The sequence below is a fragment of the Sphingomonas sp. LH128 genome (assembly GCF_000293195.2).
Taxonomy (GTDB): domain Bacteria; phylum Pseudomonadota; class Alphaproteobacteria; order Sphingomonadales; family Sphingomonadaceae; genus Novosphingobium; species Novosphingobium resinovorum_A.
In genome coordinates this window covers 20,164-35,884 of sequence record NZ_ALVC01000221.1, presented here as the reverse complement: position 1 = coordinate 35,884, position 15,721 = coordinate 20,164, and the positions used below count along the sequence as shown (strand labels likewise).

Here is a 15,721-nt window from a genome sequence, read left to right as displayed (position 1 = left end):
CCGCCGATCGCGGGCACCGCGTCGAGCAGCCGCACGTCCGCATCCGCCGCCTTGCCGAACGACACGACCTTGGCTCCCAGTGCCAGCGCCGCATCGCGCAGGCGCAGGAAGTGCGGGCTGTCGGCGGGGATGACGGCGGTTCCGCCCTCTTCCAGTCCCTCGAAGATTTCCGCCTTGGCGTCGGCGATGGCCTCTTCGGAACCGAGCATCTCGATGTGCGCGGGGGCGATCGTGGTGATGAGCGCGACGTTCGGGCGAACCTGCCGGGTCAGCGCGGCGATCTCGCCCGCGTGGTTCATGCCCATCTCGAAGATGCCGTAGCGCGCGCGGCTGGGCATGCGGGCAAGGCTGAGCGGGACGCCGACGTGGTTGTTGTAGCTCTTGACCGAACGGTGCGCGTCCCCCCGGCTGGAGCGGTCGAGCGCAGCGAAGATCATCTCCTTCACGCCCGTCTTGCCGACCGAGCCGGTGACGCCGATGATCGGGCCACGCGCGCGCAGGCGGGCCGCCGCGCCGAGGCGTTCGAGCGCCTCCATCGTGTCTTCGACAAGGATATGCGGGCCATCGACCGGGCGGTCCACCACCACGGCCGCCGCGCCCTTGGCGAAGGCGGCCTCGACGAAGCGGTGGCCGTCCATCGCTTCGCCCTTGAGCGCGAAGAACAAGTCGCCGGGCTGGACGTCGCGGCTGTCGATCTCGACGCCGGAGACGGTGAAGTCCGTGCTCGCCTCCCCTTTCACCGCGCGCGCGATGGCGTCTGCGTCCCACAGGACCAGCGGATTGTCCTCCAGCGGCGCGGCAGGCCAGTCGAGGATCCGGGTGATGGCGTTCATGTCCTACCTTCCCAGTGAACCGGCCATTTCCCTGGCCACGGTGACGTCGTCGAATGGCAGGACGCGCACACTGTCGCCGCTGCCGATGATCTGCCCCTGTTCGTGCCCCTTGCCGGCGATGAGGACGACGTCCCCCGCACCGGCCTCGGCGACAGCGAGACGAATCGCCTCGCGCCGGTCGCCCACTTCCCGCGCACCCGCTTCCATCCCGGCAAGGATCATCGCCCGGATGGTCGCCGGGTCTTCCCCGCGCGGATTGTCGTCGGTGACGATGGCGAGGTCCGCCCCCGCGCTCGCCACTTTGCCCATTTCCGGGCGCTTGCCCTGATCCCGATCGCCGCCCGCGCCGAACACGGCGATGAGCCTGCCCGTCACATGCGGACGTAGCGCCGCGATGGCGGCTTCCAAAGCATCGGGCGTATGCGCGTAATCGACGTAGATCGGCGCGCCGTTCGTGTTGAGACCCGCCCGCTCGATCCGGCCGCGTACCGTTACGAGGCGCTTCATCGCATCGAACGTCGCGTCGGCATCGCCGCCGCTGGCGATCACCAGACCTGCAGCGACAAGCGAGTTGGCGGCCTGATAGGCGCCGATCAGCGGCAGGTCGATCTTGCGGACCTTGCCCGCATATTCGATCTCCAGCGTCTGGCCGAGGCTCGTGGGCGTGCGCTTGACGAGGCGGATCGCCTCACCCTTCTCGCCTACGGTGAATAGCGTGAGGCCGCGCGCCTTCGCATGTTCGATCGCCTTGTCTGACCACACGTCGTCGGCCCAGACGACCGCCGTGCCGCCGTCAACCACGACTTCGTCGAACAGACGCATCTTCGCGGCGAAGTACTCGTCCATCGTCGCATGATAGTCGAGGTGATCGCGGCTGAGATTGGTGAAGGCGCCCGCCACGACGCGCGGCCCCTCGATGCGGAACTGCGACAGGCCGTGGCTCGACGCCTCGTAGGCGACATGCGTGACGCCCTCGCGCGCTAGACCAGAGAGGTTGGCGAGGAAAGTCGCGATATCGGGCGTGGTCAGGCCGGTGGAGACGGTTTCGTCCCCCGTCGTCACGCCCAGCGTGCCGATCGAGGCAGCGCGTTCGCCCGCCATGCGCCAGAGCTGGCGGGTCAGCTCGACGGTGGAGGTCTTGCCGTTGGTGCCGGTCACCGCCACCAGCGTTTCGGGCACCGGCGCGAAGAACGGCGCGGCCAGCTGCGCGAAGAGGCGGCGCGGTTCCTCCGCAGCGAAGTGGATCGCGCCTTCGACCACGGCGTCGGGATGCGCGACGATCGCCACCGCGCCCGCCTTGACGGCGGCGGTGATGAAGTCCTCGCCATTGAACTTGGTGCCGCGAAATGCGCCGAACACGGTGCCCGGCGCGACCTTGCGGCTGTCGATCGCGAAACCGGTGACGTTGGCGTCGCCGTCTATCGCAGGCAGTCCGGCAGCAGCACAAAGGCCTGAAAGCTTCATTCTCCGTCGCTCCCCTGCGGCACCAGAGGCCGCAGATCGGTAGTGTCGATGTCGCGGGTTTCGTCGGGCATGACACCCAGCAAAGGCCCGATGCGCGGCACCACGCGCTGGATCACCGGAGCGGCGTTCCAGGCGGCGGTGCGCTGGTACGAGGTGGCGGCAGTGCCCTGCGGCTCGTCCATCATGGCGATGACGACGTAGCGCGGCTTGTCCATCGGGAAGGCGGAGGCGAACGTCGCGATCAGCGAGTGGTGGCGATAGCCGCCCACGCCCGGCTTCTCGGCCGAACCCGTCTTGCCGCCGACGCGGAAGCCCGGGGCGTCCGCCTTGCGGCCGGTGCCGTACTGCACGATCATGCGCAGCAGCTGGCGCACCCGCGCGCTGGTGGCGGCAGTGAACACGCGGCGACCCGCAGGCACGTCGGCAGGGGCCAGCTTCTTGAGCGTGGCCGGACGCCAGATGCCGCCGTTGACCAGCGCCGCATAAGCCGAGGCCAGATGCAGCGGCGTCACCGCGATGCCGTGGCCATAAGCGACGGTCATCGTGCGCAGGCGCGGCCACTCGCCGCGCGGCCAGATCGGGAAGCCCTTCGCGGGCAGTTCCACGTAAGGCCGCTGGTTCATGCCCAGCGCTTCCATCGTCTTCTTGAGCCGCACGCCGCCCAGTTCGTCGGCGATGCGCGCGGTCACCGTGTTGGACGAATGGATCAGCGTCTCCGGCACGTTCAGCGAGGCGCCGTAGTTGTGCAGGTCGTGGATGGTGAAGCGGCCGACATGCAGCGGCGTCGCGGGCCACTGCTTGCCAAGATCGGTCACCACGCCCGCGTCGAGCGCGGCGGCGACGGTGATCGGCTTGAAGGTGGAGCCCAGCTCGTAGACCTGGTTGGTCACGCGGTTGAAGCCGTGCGGCACGTCGCCGTTGCGGGCTTCCTCAGCGGAAATCACCATGTCGGTCGGCTTGACGTGGTTCGGATCGAACGAGGGCAGCGAGGCCAGCGCGAGGATTTCGCCGCTGTCCACGTCGAGCACCACGCCCGCCGCGCCCTTGGCGGCGCTGAGTTGCATCGCGCGCGCCAGTTCGTCCTCAAGCGCGCTCTGCACGCGGAAGTCGATCGACAGCGTCGCGTGGCCGGTGCGGCCTTCAGGGCTGATGAGCTGGTCGTTGAAGGCCTCCTCCATGCCGACCTTGCCCTTGCCGTAGCTGTCGACATAGCCGAGCACGTGCGCCGCCATCGACCCCTGCGGGTAGAAGCGGGTCGCCTCCAGCGGGAATTCCAGCGCCGGTTCGCCCAGCGCGTGAACCTTGTTCGCGTCCTCGGGCAGCAGCGACTTGCGGAGGTACGCAGGTTTCCCTGCGCGCAGCTTGGCGAGGATTTCGTCGCGGTCGAGGTCGGGGAAGATGCGCAGCAAGCCTGCGGTCACCTCTTCCGGCGAGTGGATCAGCGCCGAGCCCTCGGTCATCGCCTTGGGGTTGTACCAGAGCGAATAGACGCGGAAGTCGCGCGCCAGCGGCACGCCGTTGCGGTCGACGATGTCGCCGCGCGCGGGGATCAGCATGTCGGCCAGATCGCCCTGACGCGGGCCGACGCCGGTGAAGCCGAGATAGACGATGCGGAAGATCGCCAGCACCGTCACCAGCATGAAGACGGCCAGGATCCACAGCATGCGCGCCTTCGCCGTGAGCAGCGAGCGCTGGCGCACGTTCACCAGGCGGCGGCGGCCGACCGAGACGGTAGTGGGGATCGTCCCGAGGGGAAACGCCGGGGCGTTCACTGCTGGGCAGCCTCCGCCACTTCGATGCGGGCCAGACGCTTGCCGAGCGCGGCGGCGTCACGCGCGATCGCCTCGCGCTCCGGATCGCGGGTTTCCGACTTCGGCTTGTCGGTAATGGCAGCCGCCGTCGCCCCCGCGACCGGCGAAACCATCGCGAGGAGCGAGCCGCCCTCACCCTTCGAGCCATCGCCCGAAGCGCCACCCGGCACTTCGGCATTGGCGTAGCGGATCGGCGCGGGCGCGCCCGGACCTGCCGGGACGCCAAGCGCGGCCAGCTGGCGCTCGCCCTCGATGTACTGGCCGGCGGTGGGTGCCTTGTAGCCGAATTCCAGATCGTTGAGGTCGCGCAGCGCCTGCTGGTTGGAGCGGGTCTGGAACTCGGTCTGGAGGAAGTCGATGTCGCGCTTGACCCAGACGATCTTCTTGTCGGTATCGTGGACCTGGCTCTTTACCGCGTTCACGCGCAGCGTCAGGCCCACGGTGCCCGCAAAGCAGACAACGAGGACCGAGACCCAGCCGATCGATCGGATCCGATCACTGGTAAGGTTCATGCGACTTTCCTTCGGCCGGGGGTGCCATAAGGCTCGGGTGAGCTTGGATTCCTGGGGGGGGTACTTGTACGGACCGCGCTGCGCAGCGTGGCGGAGCGCGAACGCGGGTTCACTTCCAGCTCCGCCTCACCGGGACGCACGCCCTTCGACACCTTCTCGAAAGGTGCGGGCGCGGTGGCCGTCTGCGGCAGATGGCGCGAGGTGGACTGACCGGCGCTGCTGGCATCGCGCAGGAAGCGCTTCACCTTGCGGTCCTCGAGGCTGTGGAACGTCACCACCGCCAGCCGCCCGCCGCCCTGCAGCAGCGTCTCGGAAGCCTCCAGCGCCGCGTCCAATTCGTCCAGTTCGCCGTTCACATGGATGCGGATCGCCTGGAAGGTGCGGATCGCCGGGTCCTTGGGCGCATTGCTGCCCTTGTAGGCGGGATTGTAGCCCAGTGCCTTGCGCACCACGCGGGCGAGGTCGCCGGTCGTCTCCAGCGGCCGCGCGGCCACGATCGCACGGGCCAGACGGCGCGACTGGCGTTCCTCGCCGTAGAGATAGAGCACGTCGGCGATCTGCGCCTCGTCCGCTTCGTTGACGAAGTCGGCGGCGGACATGCCGTCCTGGCTCATGCGCATGTCGAGCGGGCCGTCAGAACCGAACGCGAACCCGCGCCCCGCCTGATCGAGCTGCATCGAGGACACGCCGATGTCCATCACCACGCCGTCAACCTTGTCGACCCCCACATCTCCAAGGCCTTCGACCATTTCGGAGAAGCGGCGGGCGTGCAACACGAGGCGCGGCGGATTGCTGGCGAGTTCGGGCCATTTCCCCGGATTGTTTTGCACAGCGGCGATCGCATCGGGATCGCGGTCGAAGGCATGCACCGTCGCGCCCTCGTCGAGCAGGCGGCGGGTATAGCCACCGGCACCCAGCGTCGCATCGACGATGAGGTCGCCGCCCCGGGGGTTCAGGGCGGCGACCACCTCCTCAAGGAGCACGGGGATATGGGGAATTCCGGGGGCACTCACGACTTCTTGGCCTTTGCGATTTCGGCTTCCTGCAGCGAGCGGCAGGTGGCGATGGCGGCCTCGAACGCGGGGTCTTCGGCGTGCTTGTAGAGTTCGTCGGGGTTCCAGATCAGGATGCCGGTGCGGCCGATGCCCTGGAAGAACAGCTGCTCCCCCACGGCGGCGAGACCGGCGAGCGCCTCGGGCATGGTGAAGCGGCCGCTGCCGTCGAAGGGCACCTGCTGGAAGTTGTAGAGTTGCATCGCGCGGCTATCGCGATTGAAGGGCTTGCCGGCGGTATCTGCACGCACCTGCTCGGCATCGAGCTGGGTTTCGAAATCCTCGACGCGGGAGAGGCCGAAACCGACGAGGCACTTCCAGTCGGCGTGCTTGGCAAGGCACAGAACGTCCTTGCCGCTCGAATCCCGTACGGGAGAGCGAAGCTCCTTGGGCAGCACGAAGCGGTTCTTGTCGCGCAGAAGCGAGAAGCCCGGTCCGCTGTAGATGTATGGCTGCCCCGCCATGACTGTCCGAAATCGCCCCTAAGTTGCCGTCCCGGAACATGAAGACCCCCTCGCCCGGCGACGCATGCGCGCCGGTTTCCGTGACCCGAGACGGGCACGGCAGGAATCAGCCTTTCCGATTGACAGTGGTTCTATATCGGGAATGTCGGGGATTAAAGGGAAATATGGGGATGAACGGGCACTTTTGCGCCGAAATGTGGGACTTGCGGCGAACCGTGGCGGAACGTTTCATGAATCCGGGGCGCCGACTATCGCACAATATCGTTGAGAATCAGAAAGATTCCATCTTTCCCGCGCTGATCCCGCGCCATCCCCGGTTTCAGGGAGTTCGTCCCCAATATTCCCGGCGGGTTGCTACTTGGCGAGACGATGCAGAAAATCGGCCAGAAGCGCCTGCCTGGCGGCCAAATCTGCCGATTCATCAGGATTTTCGAGCACGGCCGCATCTGCCAGTGCAAGAATGCGCCCCTTCCCCGAGACGCAGTCGGCGAGCAATCCCCGCGCCTCGATTCGGCACTCGGCAACCGCATCCCCGGCTTTCCCCGAGCCACCCCCGGATTTCCCCAAAGGTTGGAACCGCCCCGCAAGATTGACGGGAATGCCGCCTTCCAGCCGCTCTCCGGCCTCCTGCGTGTCGTCGAACTGCAGCTCGAGTCCCCAGCGCGCAAGGATCGGGGAGAGCATTGCGATGTCCTGCGGCCGCCGGGGATCACCGGGGCCGAACCGGGAATGCACGGTGAGCATCGGGTCCACGACCAGCAGCACCCGCCCGCCCCCACGCACCCAGGCGTCGAGCGCGACGTTCTCGTGCGCCGTCAATGGACGCGGCTGGGCGAGCACCAGCACGCCATTCTCGGGCAGCGGCAGCACGCCTTGCGCATTGGCCAGCGTATCGAGCGGAATCACGCGGCCTTGCGCACGCAGGACCTCCAGCGCCCAGTGCGGCGCGCCGTCGTCGGCAAGAAGACCCTTGATGTCCTCGCTCTCGTTCCACGCGATGGGCAGGCTGGAGTAGAGGCCGATCACCTCCTCGCCCTGCGGCCGAGGCGCAGCGCCCTGCCCGCATGCGGTGAGCAGGGCCACGGCGAACAGGGATGCTGCACGCCGCCACATCAGCACGAAACCCCGAAAGGACGAGTCAGGGCGCCGTCTGCGCCGAGGGTGAGCCGGTCATGTCCATACCCGGCGTCGGGGACGTCGAGGCGCCCGGATTCTGGGCAGGCGTCGGCGTAGGGCTGGGATCGGCCGCCGGGACCACGCCGATGTCCGCGAGCGGATCACTGGCGGCCTTGGTCGGCTTGGCATCGACCGCGACCACCTGCTGGATCGGATCGACCGTATCGGTGAGCCGGATACGGTCGCGAATCACGTTGGCGAGACCGACGATCAGCAGCATCGCGCAGAGGCCGAAAAGCCCGATCTGCAGCCGATAGACGGCCTGCGATCTCAGTTCGCGGGCGGAGGGCGGCGCGAAGTGCTGCGCCGTCTGCAAGGGTTCCAGAATAGAATGCGACTCGATCATATGGGCGGACGATTTCCTGCCGTGTGTGACAGGTTTACATCACCTCGCGAGCCAAGGGAAGACGGGGAGATTCTTCGCCTCCAGCCACTCGGCGTTGTACAGTGAAGAGAGGTAGCGGAAACCCGTATCGCACAGGATCGTCGCGACGCGCGGGTCCTCGCGACCTTCCTCGACCAGCTTGCGGCCGAGCGCCACCGCGCCCGCCACGTTGATGCCGGACGACAGCCCCAAGCACAGCCCTTCCTCGCTCAGCAGGCGGCGGACCCATTCGAGGCCCTCCTCGTCCGAGATGCGGAACTGGGTGTCGATCGGCGCACCTTCGAGGTTGGCGGTGATGCGCCCCTGCCCGATACCCTCGGCGACGGAGTTGCCCTCGGCCTTGAGTTCGCCGTTGGCGTAGTAGTTGTAGAGCGCCGCGCCGTGCGGGTCGGTCAGGGCGACGACGATGTTCTCGTCGAAGGCCTTCAGGCCCATTCCGGTGCCCGCGATGGTACCGCCGGTGCCCGCCGCGCACGTGAAGCCGTCGATCCGGCCGCCCATCTGCTCCCAGATTTCGGGCGCGGTCGATTCGATGTGCGCCTTGCGGTTGGCGATGTTGTCGAATTGGTTGGCCCAGATCGCGCCTTCGGTCTCCTCGGCCAAACGACGCGAGGTGTGGACGAAGTGGCCGGGGTTGGAGAACGGCGCGGCGGGGACCAGCACAAGTTCGGCGCCGAGCGCGCGCAGCGTGTCCATCTTCTCGCGCGACTGCGTCTCGGGCATGACGATGACGGTCTTGTAGCCGAGCGCGTTGGCGACCAGCGCAAGGCCGATGCCGGTGTTGCCTGCCGTTCCCTCGACGATCGTGCCGCCCGGCTCGAGCAGGCCCTTCTCCTCGGCGTCGCGCACGATCCAGAGGGCCGCGCGGTCCTTCACCGAGGCGCCGGGGTTGGCGAATTCGCACTTGCCCCAGATCTCGCACCCGGCGGCCTCGCTGGGGCCTTCGAGGAGCACCAGCGGGGTATTGCCGATCAGGTCGAGCGTGGAAGCACGGGGTTGCGGGGCAGTGGCCAAAGTCGCGGTCATGGCGCGACAGTTAGGAAGCCAAGGCGCGAGGTGCAATCTGTTTCGGTGCGCTTTCGACATCCGTCGAAAGCTGCGGCACCGGCCCTCACCCCCACCCGGCCTCCCACTAGTGTATTCTGATGGGAGGCCGGGTGGGGGTGAGGGCCGGTGCCGCGTCCGTGCGCCAGCGCGGAAAAACGTCAGTCTTCGGGAGCGATCGTGACGCGCAGACCTTCAAGGTCGGCGGTAACCGGCACCTGGCACGACAGGCGCGAGGTCTCGTTGCGGTGGTCAGAGCTGTCGAGCAGGTCGTTCTCGTCTTCGCTCATCGCGGGCAGCTTGTCGGCGAAGGCGGGGTCGATGAAGACATGGCAGGTCGCGCACGAGCAGCAGCCGCCGCACAGCGCCAGCAGTTCGTCGAAGCCGTCGTCGCGGATCACTTCCATCAGGGTGCGACCCTCGGCAGCGTCTACGGACTTCTCTTCACCAGCATGATTGACGACGATGATCTGCGGCATGGCTCTCGATTCCCCTTGTGATACACCCTGTATCGTAATTGTCTTTGTATGCGGACTTGCCGCAGGCTGCTAAAGGCTGCAACCCCGTTTTGCAAGGTGGCGAAAATCATGGGTTTGACGGCAGACGAACTACGCTTTGGCCTCGACGCCATCGCCGGGAAGGAACCCGCGATCGCGCGCGCGATCGCAATTGCGGGCTACCCCGAACCGCGCATCCGTGCGACCGGCTATGCGACGCTGCTGCGCACGATCGTCGGCCAGCAGGTGAGCGTCGCCGCGGCCGCCTCGGTATGGAACCGGCTGGAGGCGCTGCTGGGCGAGACGATGGCCCCCGAAGCGCTGCTGGCGGCCGAGTTCGACGCGCTGCGCGGCTGCGGCCTGTCGCGCCAGAAACAGGGCTATGCGCGCTCGCTGTGCGAACTGGTGGTGGCGGGTAGCCTCGACTTCGACAGTCTTCCCGCCGACGATGAGGAAGCGATCGCGCATCTCGTGCAGATCAAGGGGATCGGCCGCTGGTCGGCGGAAATCTACCTGCTCTTCGCGGAAGGCCGCCCCGACATCTGGCCGGCGGGCGATCTGGCGGTGCAGGTGGGCTTGGGGAAACTGCTGGGCCTGCCGGAGCGGCCGAGCGAAAAACAGACGCGGGAACTCGCCGAAGCCTGGCGCCCGCATCGCGGGGCGGCGGCGATCTTCACCTGGCACTGCTACAACAATCCGGCGCTTTGACGCCGTAAAGAAAGGGGTGGGCGCGACGCCCACCCCAACTTTATCAGATGCCGTCGACGGCCTTGCTGACCATGATGTTCACGGCCACGCGGCGGTTCTGCGCCTTGCCTTCCTCGGTCGAATTGTCAGCGACCGGATCGGCCATCGACATGCCGGTCGGCGTCAGCATGCGATAGGGCTTCCAGTGGCAGGCCTGCTGCAGATAATTGACCACTGCGCTGGCGCGCTTCTCGCTGAGCACCTGGTTCACTTCCTCCGGACCGGTCGAATCGGTGTAGCCGACGACGAGCAGGAGGGCATTGTCCATGCCTTCCGCCTGGGTCGCAGCCTGACACAGGTTCGCCTTCGCTTCCGGCGACAGCTTGGACACGCCGGTGTCGAAGTTCACGTTGGTCGTGCCCTTGATGTTGTACTTGTCGATGTCACCCATGCGGGCCTTCAGACCTTCGGTGGCCGCCTCGTTCGAGGCGAAGCGCTGGTCGGTGCCGTTGTGGATCATCTTGGCGGTCTTGAAGTCCTTGCCCTTCAGATCGATCTTGCTGGCAAGCAGACCGCCGCCGCCCTGCAGCGTCTCGACCTCGACCGGAATGCCGTTGAGCAGCGAAGTCGCGGCGATGCGGCTGCCACCCAGACCCAGGAAGCCGCTGCTGGCCTTGATCTTGGTGGCATCGTTGATGGTCACGACCGTCTTGGTGCCGTCGTCCGAGGTGACCTGCATGCGGTCACCGCTACGTGCGGAGATGATACCCTTTACTTCCGGCCCCTTGACCATTTCGGGGCTGGTATCGGTAACCTGTACCGCGAGATCGGAATCCTGCGCCGAAACGCTGACCGACGCGGCGCCGCCCAGCAGGGCAGCCATCAGGAGGAACCGGGGGCTCTTTGAAATGACACTCATTGCGTTACTCCTTCAAACACGACCAATCGGGCCTGCGGGGTCGCAGCTTTTCTCGTCCGGCCACCTAGCGCTTGAAAGCGCCCCGGGTTGCCGGAACCCGTCCATTCAGCTTCGTAAGATGTGCGGCGGAGCGACACCTGATCACCATGGATGTTCTGCGTGTTCAGGTTCACCTTGCGGGCAGATGAACGCGCGCCGCAACAGCAGCGCGAGGCCGGTAATGGGAGAGCAACGTGCGACGAACCGTTGCAGACTGTGTCCCGGCAAGCATCCGATCATGCTCCGGGACTATCGATCACTATATCTGGCCAGCATTGCTTCGCCGGTTAGCAGGTCGATTCAACGAGTAGCGATCCCCACGAGCATTATATTTTTTTCTTCATGATGCAACCTTTTGGATTTTCACGAATAGTGCAGCATCGCGAGACATGCCCCGTAAAATCGACAGCACTGCTGACCACCCGCCCGATACGAGAGGCGGATGGCACCCGCGACTTCAGGCAATACTGTCGATGAAACGCGCCATCGCCACGTCCCTTTCGCTGAGGCCATCGGCATCATGCGTGGTCAGCGTGACACGCACGGTGGAATAGACGTTGAACCACTCCGGATGGTGGTCGGCCTTGTCGGCATAGATCGCCACGCGGGTCATGAAGCCGAACGCCTCGTTGAAATCGCCGAATTTAAGCTCGGCTTCGATGGCGAGGCCGTCGGCCCGCAAGTTCCAGCGCGGCAATTCGGCGAGCGCGGCATCGCGCTGGGCGTCGGTGAGGCGAACAATAGCCATTTCGGTCTCCTTGGCAGCCCGCAGCGTTTCCCCTAAGGCTCCCGCCCATGCAAGGGGCAGTGGTCAGCGCAACCGATCTCGCGTGCCGTCGGGGCGACAGGTTGCTGTTTGCCGGGCTTTCGCTCGCGCTTGGCAAAGGCGGGGCCATGCAGGTCGCCGGCCACAACGGTATCGGCAAGTCGAGCCTGCTGCGCATTCTCGCCGGACTGGCGCCCGCGTTCGAAGGCACCGTCGCGGTAGACGGCGCCGTCGGCCTGCTCGACGAGCGCCCCGCCCTCGATCCGGCACTGCCGCTGGGCCGCGCGCTCGGCTTTTGGCGACAGCTTGATAGCGCTGGCGAAGAGGCTCACCTCAAGCGCCTCGGCCTCACCACGCTGCTCGACGTGCCGGTGCGCTACCTCTCCACCGGGCAGAAGAAACGCGCCGCTTTCGCCCGTCTGCTGGGCCAGGGCGCGAAAGTCTGGCTGCTGGACGAACCACTCAACGGCCTCGACGGGCACGCCGTCGAACTCGCCGAGGCCATCACCGCCGAGCACTGCGCGAGCGGCGGCGTCACGGTGATCGCCTCGCACCAGCCGTTCCGCCTGCCGGGCCTGCGCACGCTCCACCTCTCGGAGTTCGCCGCGTGAGCCGGGTCATGGCGCTGCTGCGCCGCGACCTTGCGCGGCTGCTCCTCGGCGGGCGCGGTGGCGGGGCGCTGCTGCCGGTGCTGTTCTTCCTCTCGGTGTCGATGCTCTACCCCTTCGCGGTCGGGCCGGATGCACCGCTGCTGGCGAAGACAGGCGGCGGGGTGATCTGGGTCGCCGCGCTGCTCGCCGCGATCCTGCCGCTCGACCGCCTGGTCGAGCCCGATATCGAACAGGGCCTGTTCGACCAGTGGGCTTTGCGCGGCATCTCCGAGGAGCTGGTGATCGCGGTGCGCGTGCTCGCCCACTGGCTGAGCTTCGGGCCGCCGCTGATGCTCGCCGCCCTTCCCGCCGCTGCCCTGCTGGGGCTGGACGGCCATAGCCTGCGCATCGTCGAGATCGGCCTGCTGGCGGGAACTCCCGGCCTTGCGGCGCTCGGCGTGACGGTAGCGGCACTGACGTCCGGCCTGCGCGGAGGCGCGGCGCTTTCGGGCCTTCTGGTCATCCCGATGGCCATCCCGGTGCTGATCTTCGGCGCGGGAAGCCTCGGCACCGGCGGCGAGAGCGGCCTTGCCCTCACTGCCGCAGCCAGCCTCGTACTGATCGCCATCGCGCCGTTCGCAGGCGGAGCTGCGGTCAGAGCCTCGCGCGGCTGACGTCGTCCCGGACTTGATCCGGGACGACGAGGCGAAATCGCCGCAGCGTTTGGCGCTCTCTCCGACCCCGCGCATAGTGCCTCCCCGAGCCGAGTACATCGGCCCACCGAGGGGAGAGCGCCATGGAAACCGCCACAGAGTTGATGGCCGCCGCGCAAGGCCAGACCGGGCTCGCCGATTTCGGTGATGACGGTTTTCGCGAGGGCCTCGAACGGCTGGTCCTGGCGCTGAACACCGAGGCGCGGCTTACCTCGACCGGGGAACATGCGCTGCGCGACCGCATCCTGCTGCACTTGCGCCAGCGACTGATGATCGAGGATTGGTACGCCCGCCACCCCGAGATCGAGTACGAGGACATTCGCAGCCCCCTGTTCGGGGTCAGCCTGCCGCGCACGGGTTCCTCGGCGCTGTCCTACCTGCTCTCCAGCGATCCGGGGGTGCGTTACCTGCGCGTCTGGGAGAGTTCGCGGCCCTGCCCGCCGCCTTCGACGGTCGAGGGACCGGACCCGCGCCGGGGCGCCACGGCCAGCGCCGCAGACGAGACGCTCAAGGGCGGCAGCCGTACGCCTTCCGGGATCGACGGGGCCATGGAGTGCCAGGATCTCATGGCGCTCGATTTCCGCAGCCAGATCTTCCAGGCCTTCGCCCAGGTGCCCAGTTACTCGCAGTGGCTGCTGGAGACGGCACACAGCGGCACCTACGCGTACCATAAGCGTACCCTGAGGCTCCTGCAGTGGGGTGAGCCCGCGCGGCCATGGCGCCTCAAGGCGCCGACGCACATGCTCTATCTGGATGCGCTCGACGCTGCCTATCCCGACGCGCGTTTCGTGATGACGCACCGTGATCCGACCGACGTGATGCTCTCGGTCGCGACCGTCTATGCCGAGATCATCGGCAAGTTCACCGACCATGTCGACCATGCCTACATCGGCGAACTCAACGTCCAGTGCTGGTCGGAGGCGATGACCCGCGCCATCGCCTTTCGCGAGGCCGGCAACGACCATCGCTTCTTCGACATCCACTTCCGCGCCATGCAGGCCGACCCGCTCGGCGAAGTGCGCCGCCTTTACGACTGGCTGGGCGAGACGGTCTCGCCCGCCTTCGCGCAGGCCATGGCCACATGGTGGGAGAGCAACACCGCCGCCGAGCGCATGGCCAAGCCCGATCCCGCCCGCTTCGGCCTCGACCCTCAGGCCGTGCGCGCACGCTTCGCCGATTACCTGAACCACATGGACCAGTGGGCCGCTTGATAAGAGGAACCCGAATGCCCGAACCGATCACCGGCAAGTACGACTTCGACGCCGACGCGCGCATGGCGCAGACCGTCGCCAATGGCCCGCGCTACGCGCCGCTGCGGCTGGAGGACGTCACCCCCGAGGGCATGGAGCAAGTGCAGGTCATCCGCGCCGCGTTCTCCATCCCCGACAGCCGCCCCTTCCCCGACGTCAGCCTCATCACCTTGCGCCATCCGGGAATGTTCAAGGGCCAGATGGTGCTCGGCATCGAACTGGCGAAGGGCGCGATTCCCGGGCGCGATCGTGAACTGGCAGTCCTGCGCCTTGCCTGGCTCGCCCGCGCGCCCTTCGAATGGAGCGAGCACGTCGATATCGGCAAGGCCTTCGGGGTCACGGCCGAGGAAATCGAGCGCGTGCTGGAAGGCTCCGCCGCGCCCGGCTGGACCGAGCACGAATCGGCGGTCCTGCGCGGCGTGGAGGAACTGGTCGCCGACCACTGCCTGAGCGATTCGACATGGGCGACGCTGGCGAAAAGCTGGGACGAGAAGCAGATGCTGGAGTTCCCGCTGCTCGTCGGCTCGTACCTGATGACGGCGCTGCAGCAGAATTCGCTCAAGATCCAGCCGAAGGGTGGTTTCGACTACCGCTGATTCGGCGGTGGGCGACGCTGTGGCCGATTCTGTTGAAACCCCTGTGGATAAGCAGCGGACAATCGGAGCATAATCGAACCGTCATCCCAGCGAAGGCTGGGACCGCTGGCGGTGAACAGCCCACTTGGCGTGGGAATCCTTCTCACGACAGTTCGCGCCTAAAGACTGATATCGGTCCCAGCCTTCGCTGGGATGACGGCATTTGGGCGATAATCCGACCGACATTTGGCCGATGTTGGCGAAATTGGCGGCCTTTCGCCGTCTCCGTGACCCTGAAGAAAAGACGGCCGGGGCGGGCAAGGCAAGGAGCCGCCCCGGCCAAGGTCACAGGATGGGAGAAACGCCCCATGACAAGCGTTTCTCCGGGCTTGGTGCAGGCTTGACGAGAGGAGCAAGCCGCGCAACACTAGCTAATGATAATCATTCGCATGTGCAAGCCCTAAAAGGAGACCCGCCATGTACAAGTACGTCGACCGCCCGCTCAGCAGCCTCGACGAAGGCTGCCGGTTCCTCGTCTGGTCCATGCGGGCGTGGGTCACCGCGATCGGCCACAAGCGGTGCCCGGCGCAGCTTCTCGCCCCGGCTTTCGCGCGCTGGCGCATGATCGGGGGCTTGCAGCCGTTCCACCGCGCCATGGTGCTGCTCAACCGCGACGCACTCGATACGCTGGCGTTCTGCCCGATGGGCTGCAGCCATGTGTCGGAGCACGAGGCGGTGATTCTCGAACTGATCACCTCGCTGCGCGACCGCGGCCCCACCGCGACTCGCGAGACGCTGGACCTGGTGGTGACCGAGGAGAGCGTGGGCGACATGCTCGAAACGCTGTCGAAGATCGGCGCGGCGCTCGCCATCGCGGGGATCTTTCCCGGCGAGCCCGTCGCCAATCCCGGCCGCAGCCACTGAAATCAGCCACTGACCCATTC

The 15,721-nt window shown here is 66.8% G+C and carries 18 protein-coding genes; 6 read left to right on the top strand and 12 right to left on the bottom strand.

The genetic code is table 11. The features are described from left to right. The 10 genes from LH128_RS18020 to LH128_RS17975 all read right to left on the bottom strand — a co-directional run. The coding region (locus LH128_RS18020; RefSeq protein WP_008831103.1) for a UDP-N-acetylmuramoyl-tripeptide--D-alanyl-D-alanine ligase at positions 1-833 on the bottom strand (833 nt) is incomplete at its 3' end. Positions 834-836: 3 nt separating this feature from the next. Further along, on the bottom strand, positions 837-2,297 hold the full coding sequence (locus LH128_RS18015; protein ID WP_008831102.1) for a UDP-N-acetylmuramoyl-L-alanyl-D-glutamate--2,6-diaminopimelate ligase: 1,461 nt from the start codon (positions 2,295-2,297) through the stop codon (positions 837-839). Beyond that, positions 2,294-4,069: a peptidoglycan D,D-transpeptidase FtsI family protein gene (locus LH128_RS18010; RefSeq protein WP_008831101.1), complete on the bottom strand. Its 1,776-nt coding sequence runs from the start codon at positions 4,067-4,069 to the stop codon at positions 2,294-2,296. Before LH128_RS18010 ends, LH128_RS18015 begins: the two co-directional genes overlap by 4 nt. Continuing rightward, complete coding sequence (locus LH128_RS18005; protein ID WP_008831100.1) at positions 4,066-4,620, bottom strand: hypothetical protein; 555 nt, start codon at positions 4,618-4,620, stop codon at positions 4,066-4,068. Before LH128_RS18005 ends, LH128_RS18010 begins: the two co-directional genes overlap by 4 nt. Further along, on the bottom strand, positions 4,617-5,633 hold the full coding sequence (gene rsmH, locus LH128_RS18000) for a 16S rRNA (cytosine(1402)-N(4))-methyltransferase RsmH (protein ID WP_037520089.1): 1,017 nt from the start codon (positions 5,631-5,633) through the stop codon (positions 4,617-4,619). The genes LH128_RS18005 and rsmH overlap by 4 nt, the downstream gene beginning before the upstream one ends. Continuing rightward, the gene (locus LH128_RS17995; RefSeq protein ID WP_008831098.1) at positions 5,630-6,136 is read right to left on the bottom strand and encodes a division/cell wall cluster transcriptional repressor MraZ; all 507 of its coding nucleotides are present in this window, start codon (positions 6,134-6,136) and stop codon (positions 5,630-5,632) included. Before LH128_RS17995 ends, rsmH begins: the two co-directional genes overlap by 4 nt. Before the next feature lie 354 nt (positions 6,137-6,490). Further along, positions 6,491-7,249 carry a Gldg family protein gene (locus LH128_RS17990; protein WP_008831097.1) on the bottom strand — a complete coding sequence of 253 codons (759 nt, stop codon included), beginning with the start codon at positions 7,247-7,249 and terminating at the stop codon, positions 6,491-6,493. Between the two features lie 25 nt (positions 7,250-7,274). After that, a complete protein-coding gene (locus tag LH128_RS17985; protein ID WP_008831096.1) occupies positions 7,275-7,658 on the bottom strand; it encodes a hypothetical protein in 384 nt (127 codons plus the stop codon). Between the two features lie 39 nt (positions 7,659-7,697). After that, positions 7,698-8,723, bottom strand: coding sequence for a cysteine synthase A (locus LH128_RS17980; protein ID WP_051211523.1), 1,026 nt, complete (start codon positions 8,721-8,723; stop codon positions 7,698-7,700). Between the two features lie 179 nt (positions 8,724-8,902). Continuing rightward, on the bottom strand, positions 8,903-9,220 hold the full coding sequence (locus tag LH128_RS17975; RefSeq protein WP_008831094.1) for a 2Fe-2S iron-sulfur cluster-binding protein: 318 nt from the start codon (positions 9,218-9,220) through the stop codon (positions 8,903-8,905). 108 nt (positions 9,221-9,328) lie between these two features. Here LH128_RS17975 and LH128_RS17970 point away from each other — a divergent pair, with 108 nt between their 5' ends. After that, on the top strand, positions 9,329-9,946 hold the full coding sequence (locus LH128_RS17970; protein WP_008831093.1) for a DNA-3-methyladenine glycosylase family protein: 618 nt from the start codon (positions 9,329-9,331) through the stop codon (positions 9,944-9,946). 43 nt (positions 9,947-9,989) lie between these two features. Here the strand turns inward: LH128_RS17970 and LH128_RS17965 are convergent, their stop codons facing one another. Both LH128_RS17965 and LH128_RS17960 read right to left on the bottom strand, forming a co-directional pair. Beyond that, entirely contained in the window at positions 9,990-10,844 is an 855-nt protein-coding gene (locus LH128_RS17965) for an OmpA family protein (RefSeq protein WP_008831092.1), read from the bottom strand. A 496-nt stretch (positions 10,845-11,340) separates the two neighbouring features. Beyond that, positions 11,341-11,631 (bottom strand): 4a-hydroxytetrahydrobiopterin dehydratase, encoded by a 291-nt coding sequence (locus LH128_RS17960; protein ID WP_008831091.1) that lies wholly within the window; start codon positions 11,629-11,631, stop codon positions 11,341-11,343. 47 nt (positions 11,632-11,678) lie between these two features. Here LH128_RS17960 and ccmA point away from each other — a divergent pair, with 47 nt between their 5' ends. The 5 genes from ccmA to LH128_RS17935 all read left to right on the top strand — a co-directional run bounded on the left by ccmA (position 11,679) and on the right by LH128_RS17935 (position 15,701). Then, the gene (gene ccmA / locus LH128_RS17955; protein WP_008831090.1) at positions 11,679-12,260 is read left to right on the top strand and encodes a heme ABC exporter ATP-binding protein CcmA; all 582 of its coding nucleotides are present in this window, start codon (positions 11,679-11,681) and stop codon (positions 12,258-12,260) included. A gap of 8 nt (positions 12,261-12,268) precedes the next feature. After that, positions 12,269-12,913, top strand: a complete 645-nt coding sequence (locus tag LH128_RS17950; protein ID WP_008831089.1) for a heme exporter protein CcmB — start codon at positions 12,269-12,271, stop codon at positions 12,911-12,913. A gap of 122 nt (positions 12,914-13,035) precedes the next feature. Next, a complete protein-coding gene (locus tag LH128_RS17945) occupies positions 13,036-14,163 on the top strand; it encodes a sulfotransferase family protein (RefSeq protein ID WP_008831088.1) in 1,128 nt (375 codons plus the stop codon). A gap of 14 nt (positions 14,164-14,177) precedes the next feature. Then, entirely contained in the window at positions 14,178-14,798 is a 621-nt protein-coding gene (locus LH128_RS17940; protein WP_008831087.1) for a carboxymuconolactone decarboxylase family protein, read from the top strand. Positions 14,799-15,254: 456 nt separating this feature from the next. After that, positions 15,255-15,701 carry a hypothetical protein gene (locus LH128_RS17935; RefSeq protein WP_008831086.1) on the top strand — a complete coding sequence of 149 codons (447 nt, stop codon included), beginning with the start codon at positions 15,255-15,257 and terminating at the stop codon, positions 15,699-15,701. The last annotated feature ends 20 nt before the right edge of the window (positions 15,702-15,721 follow it).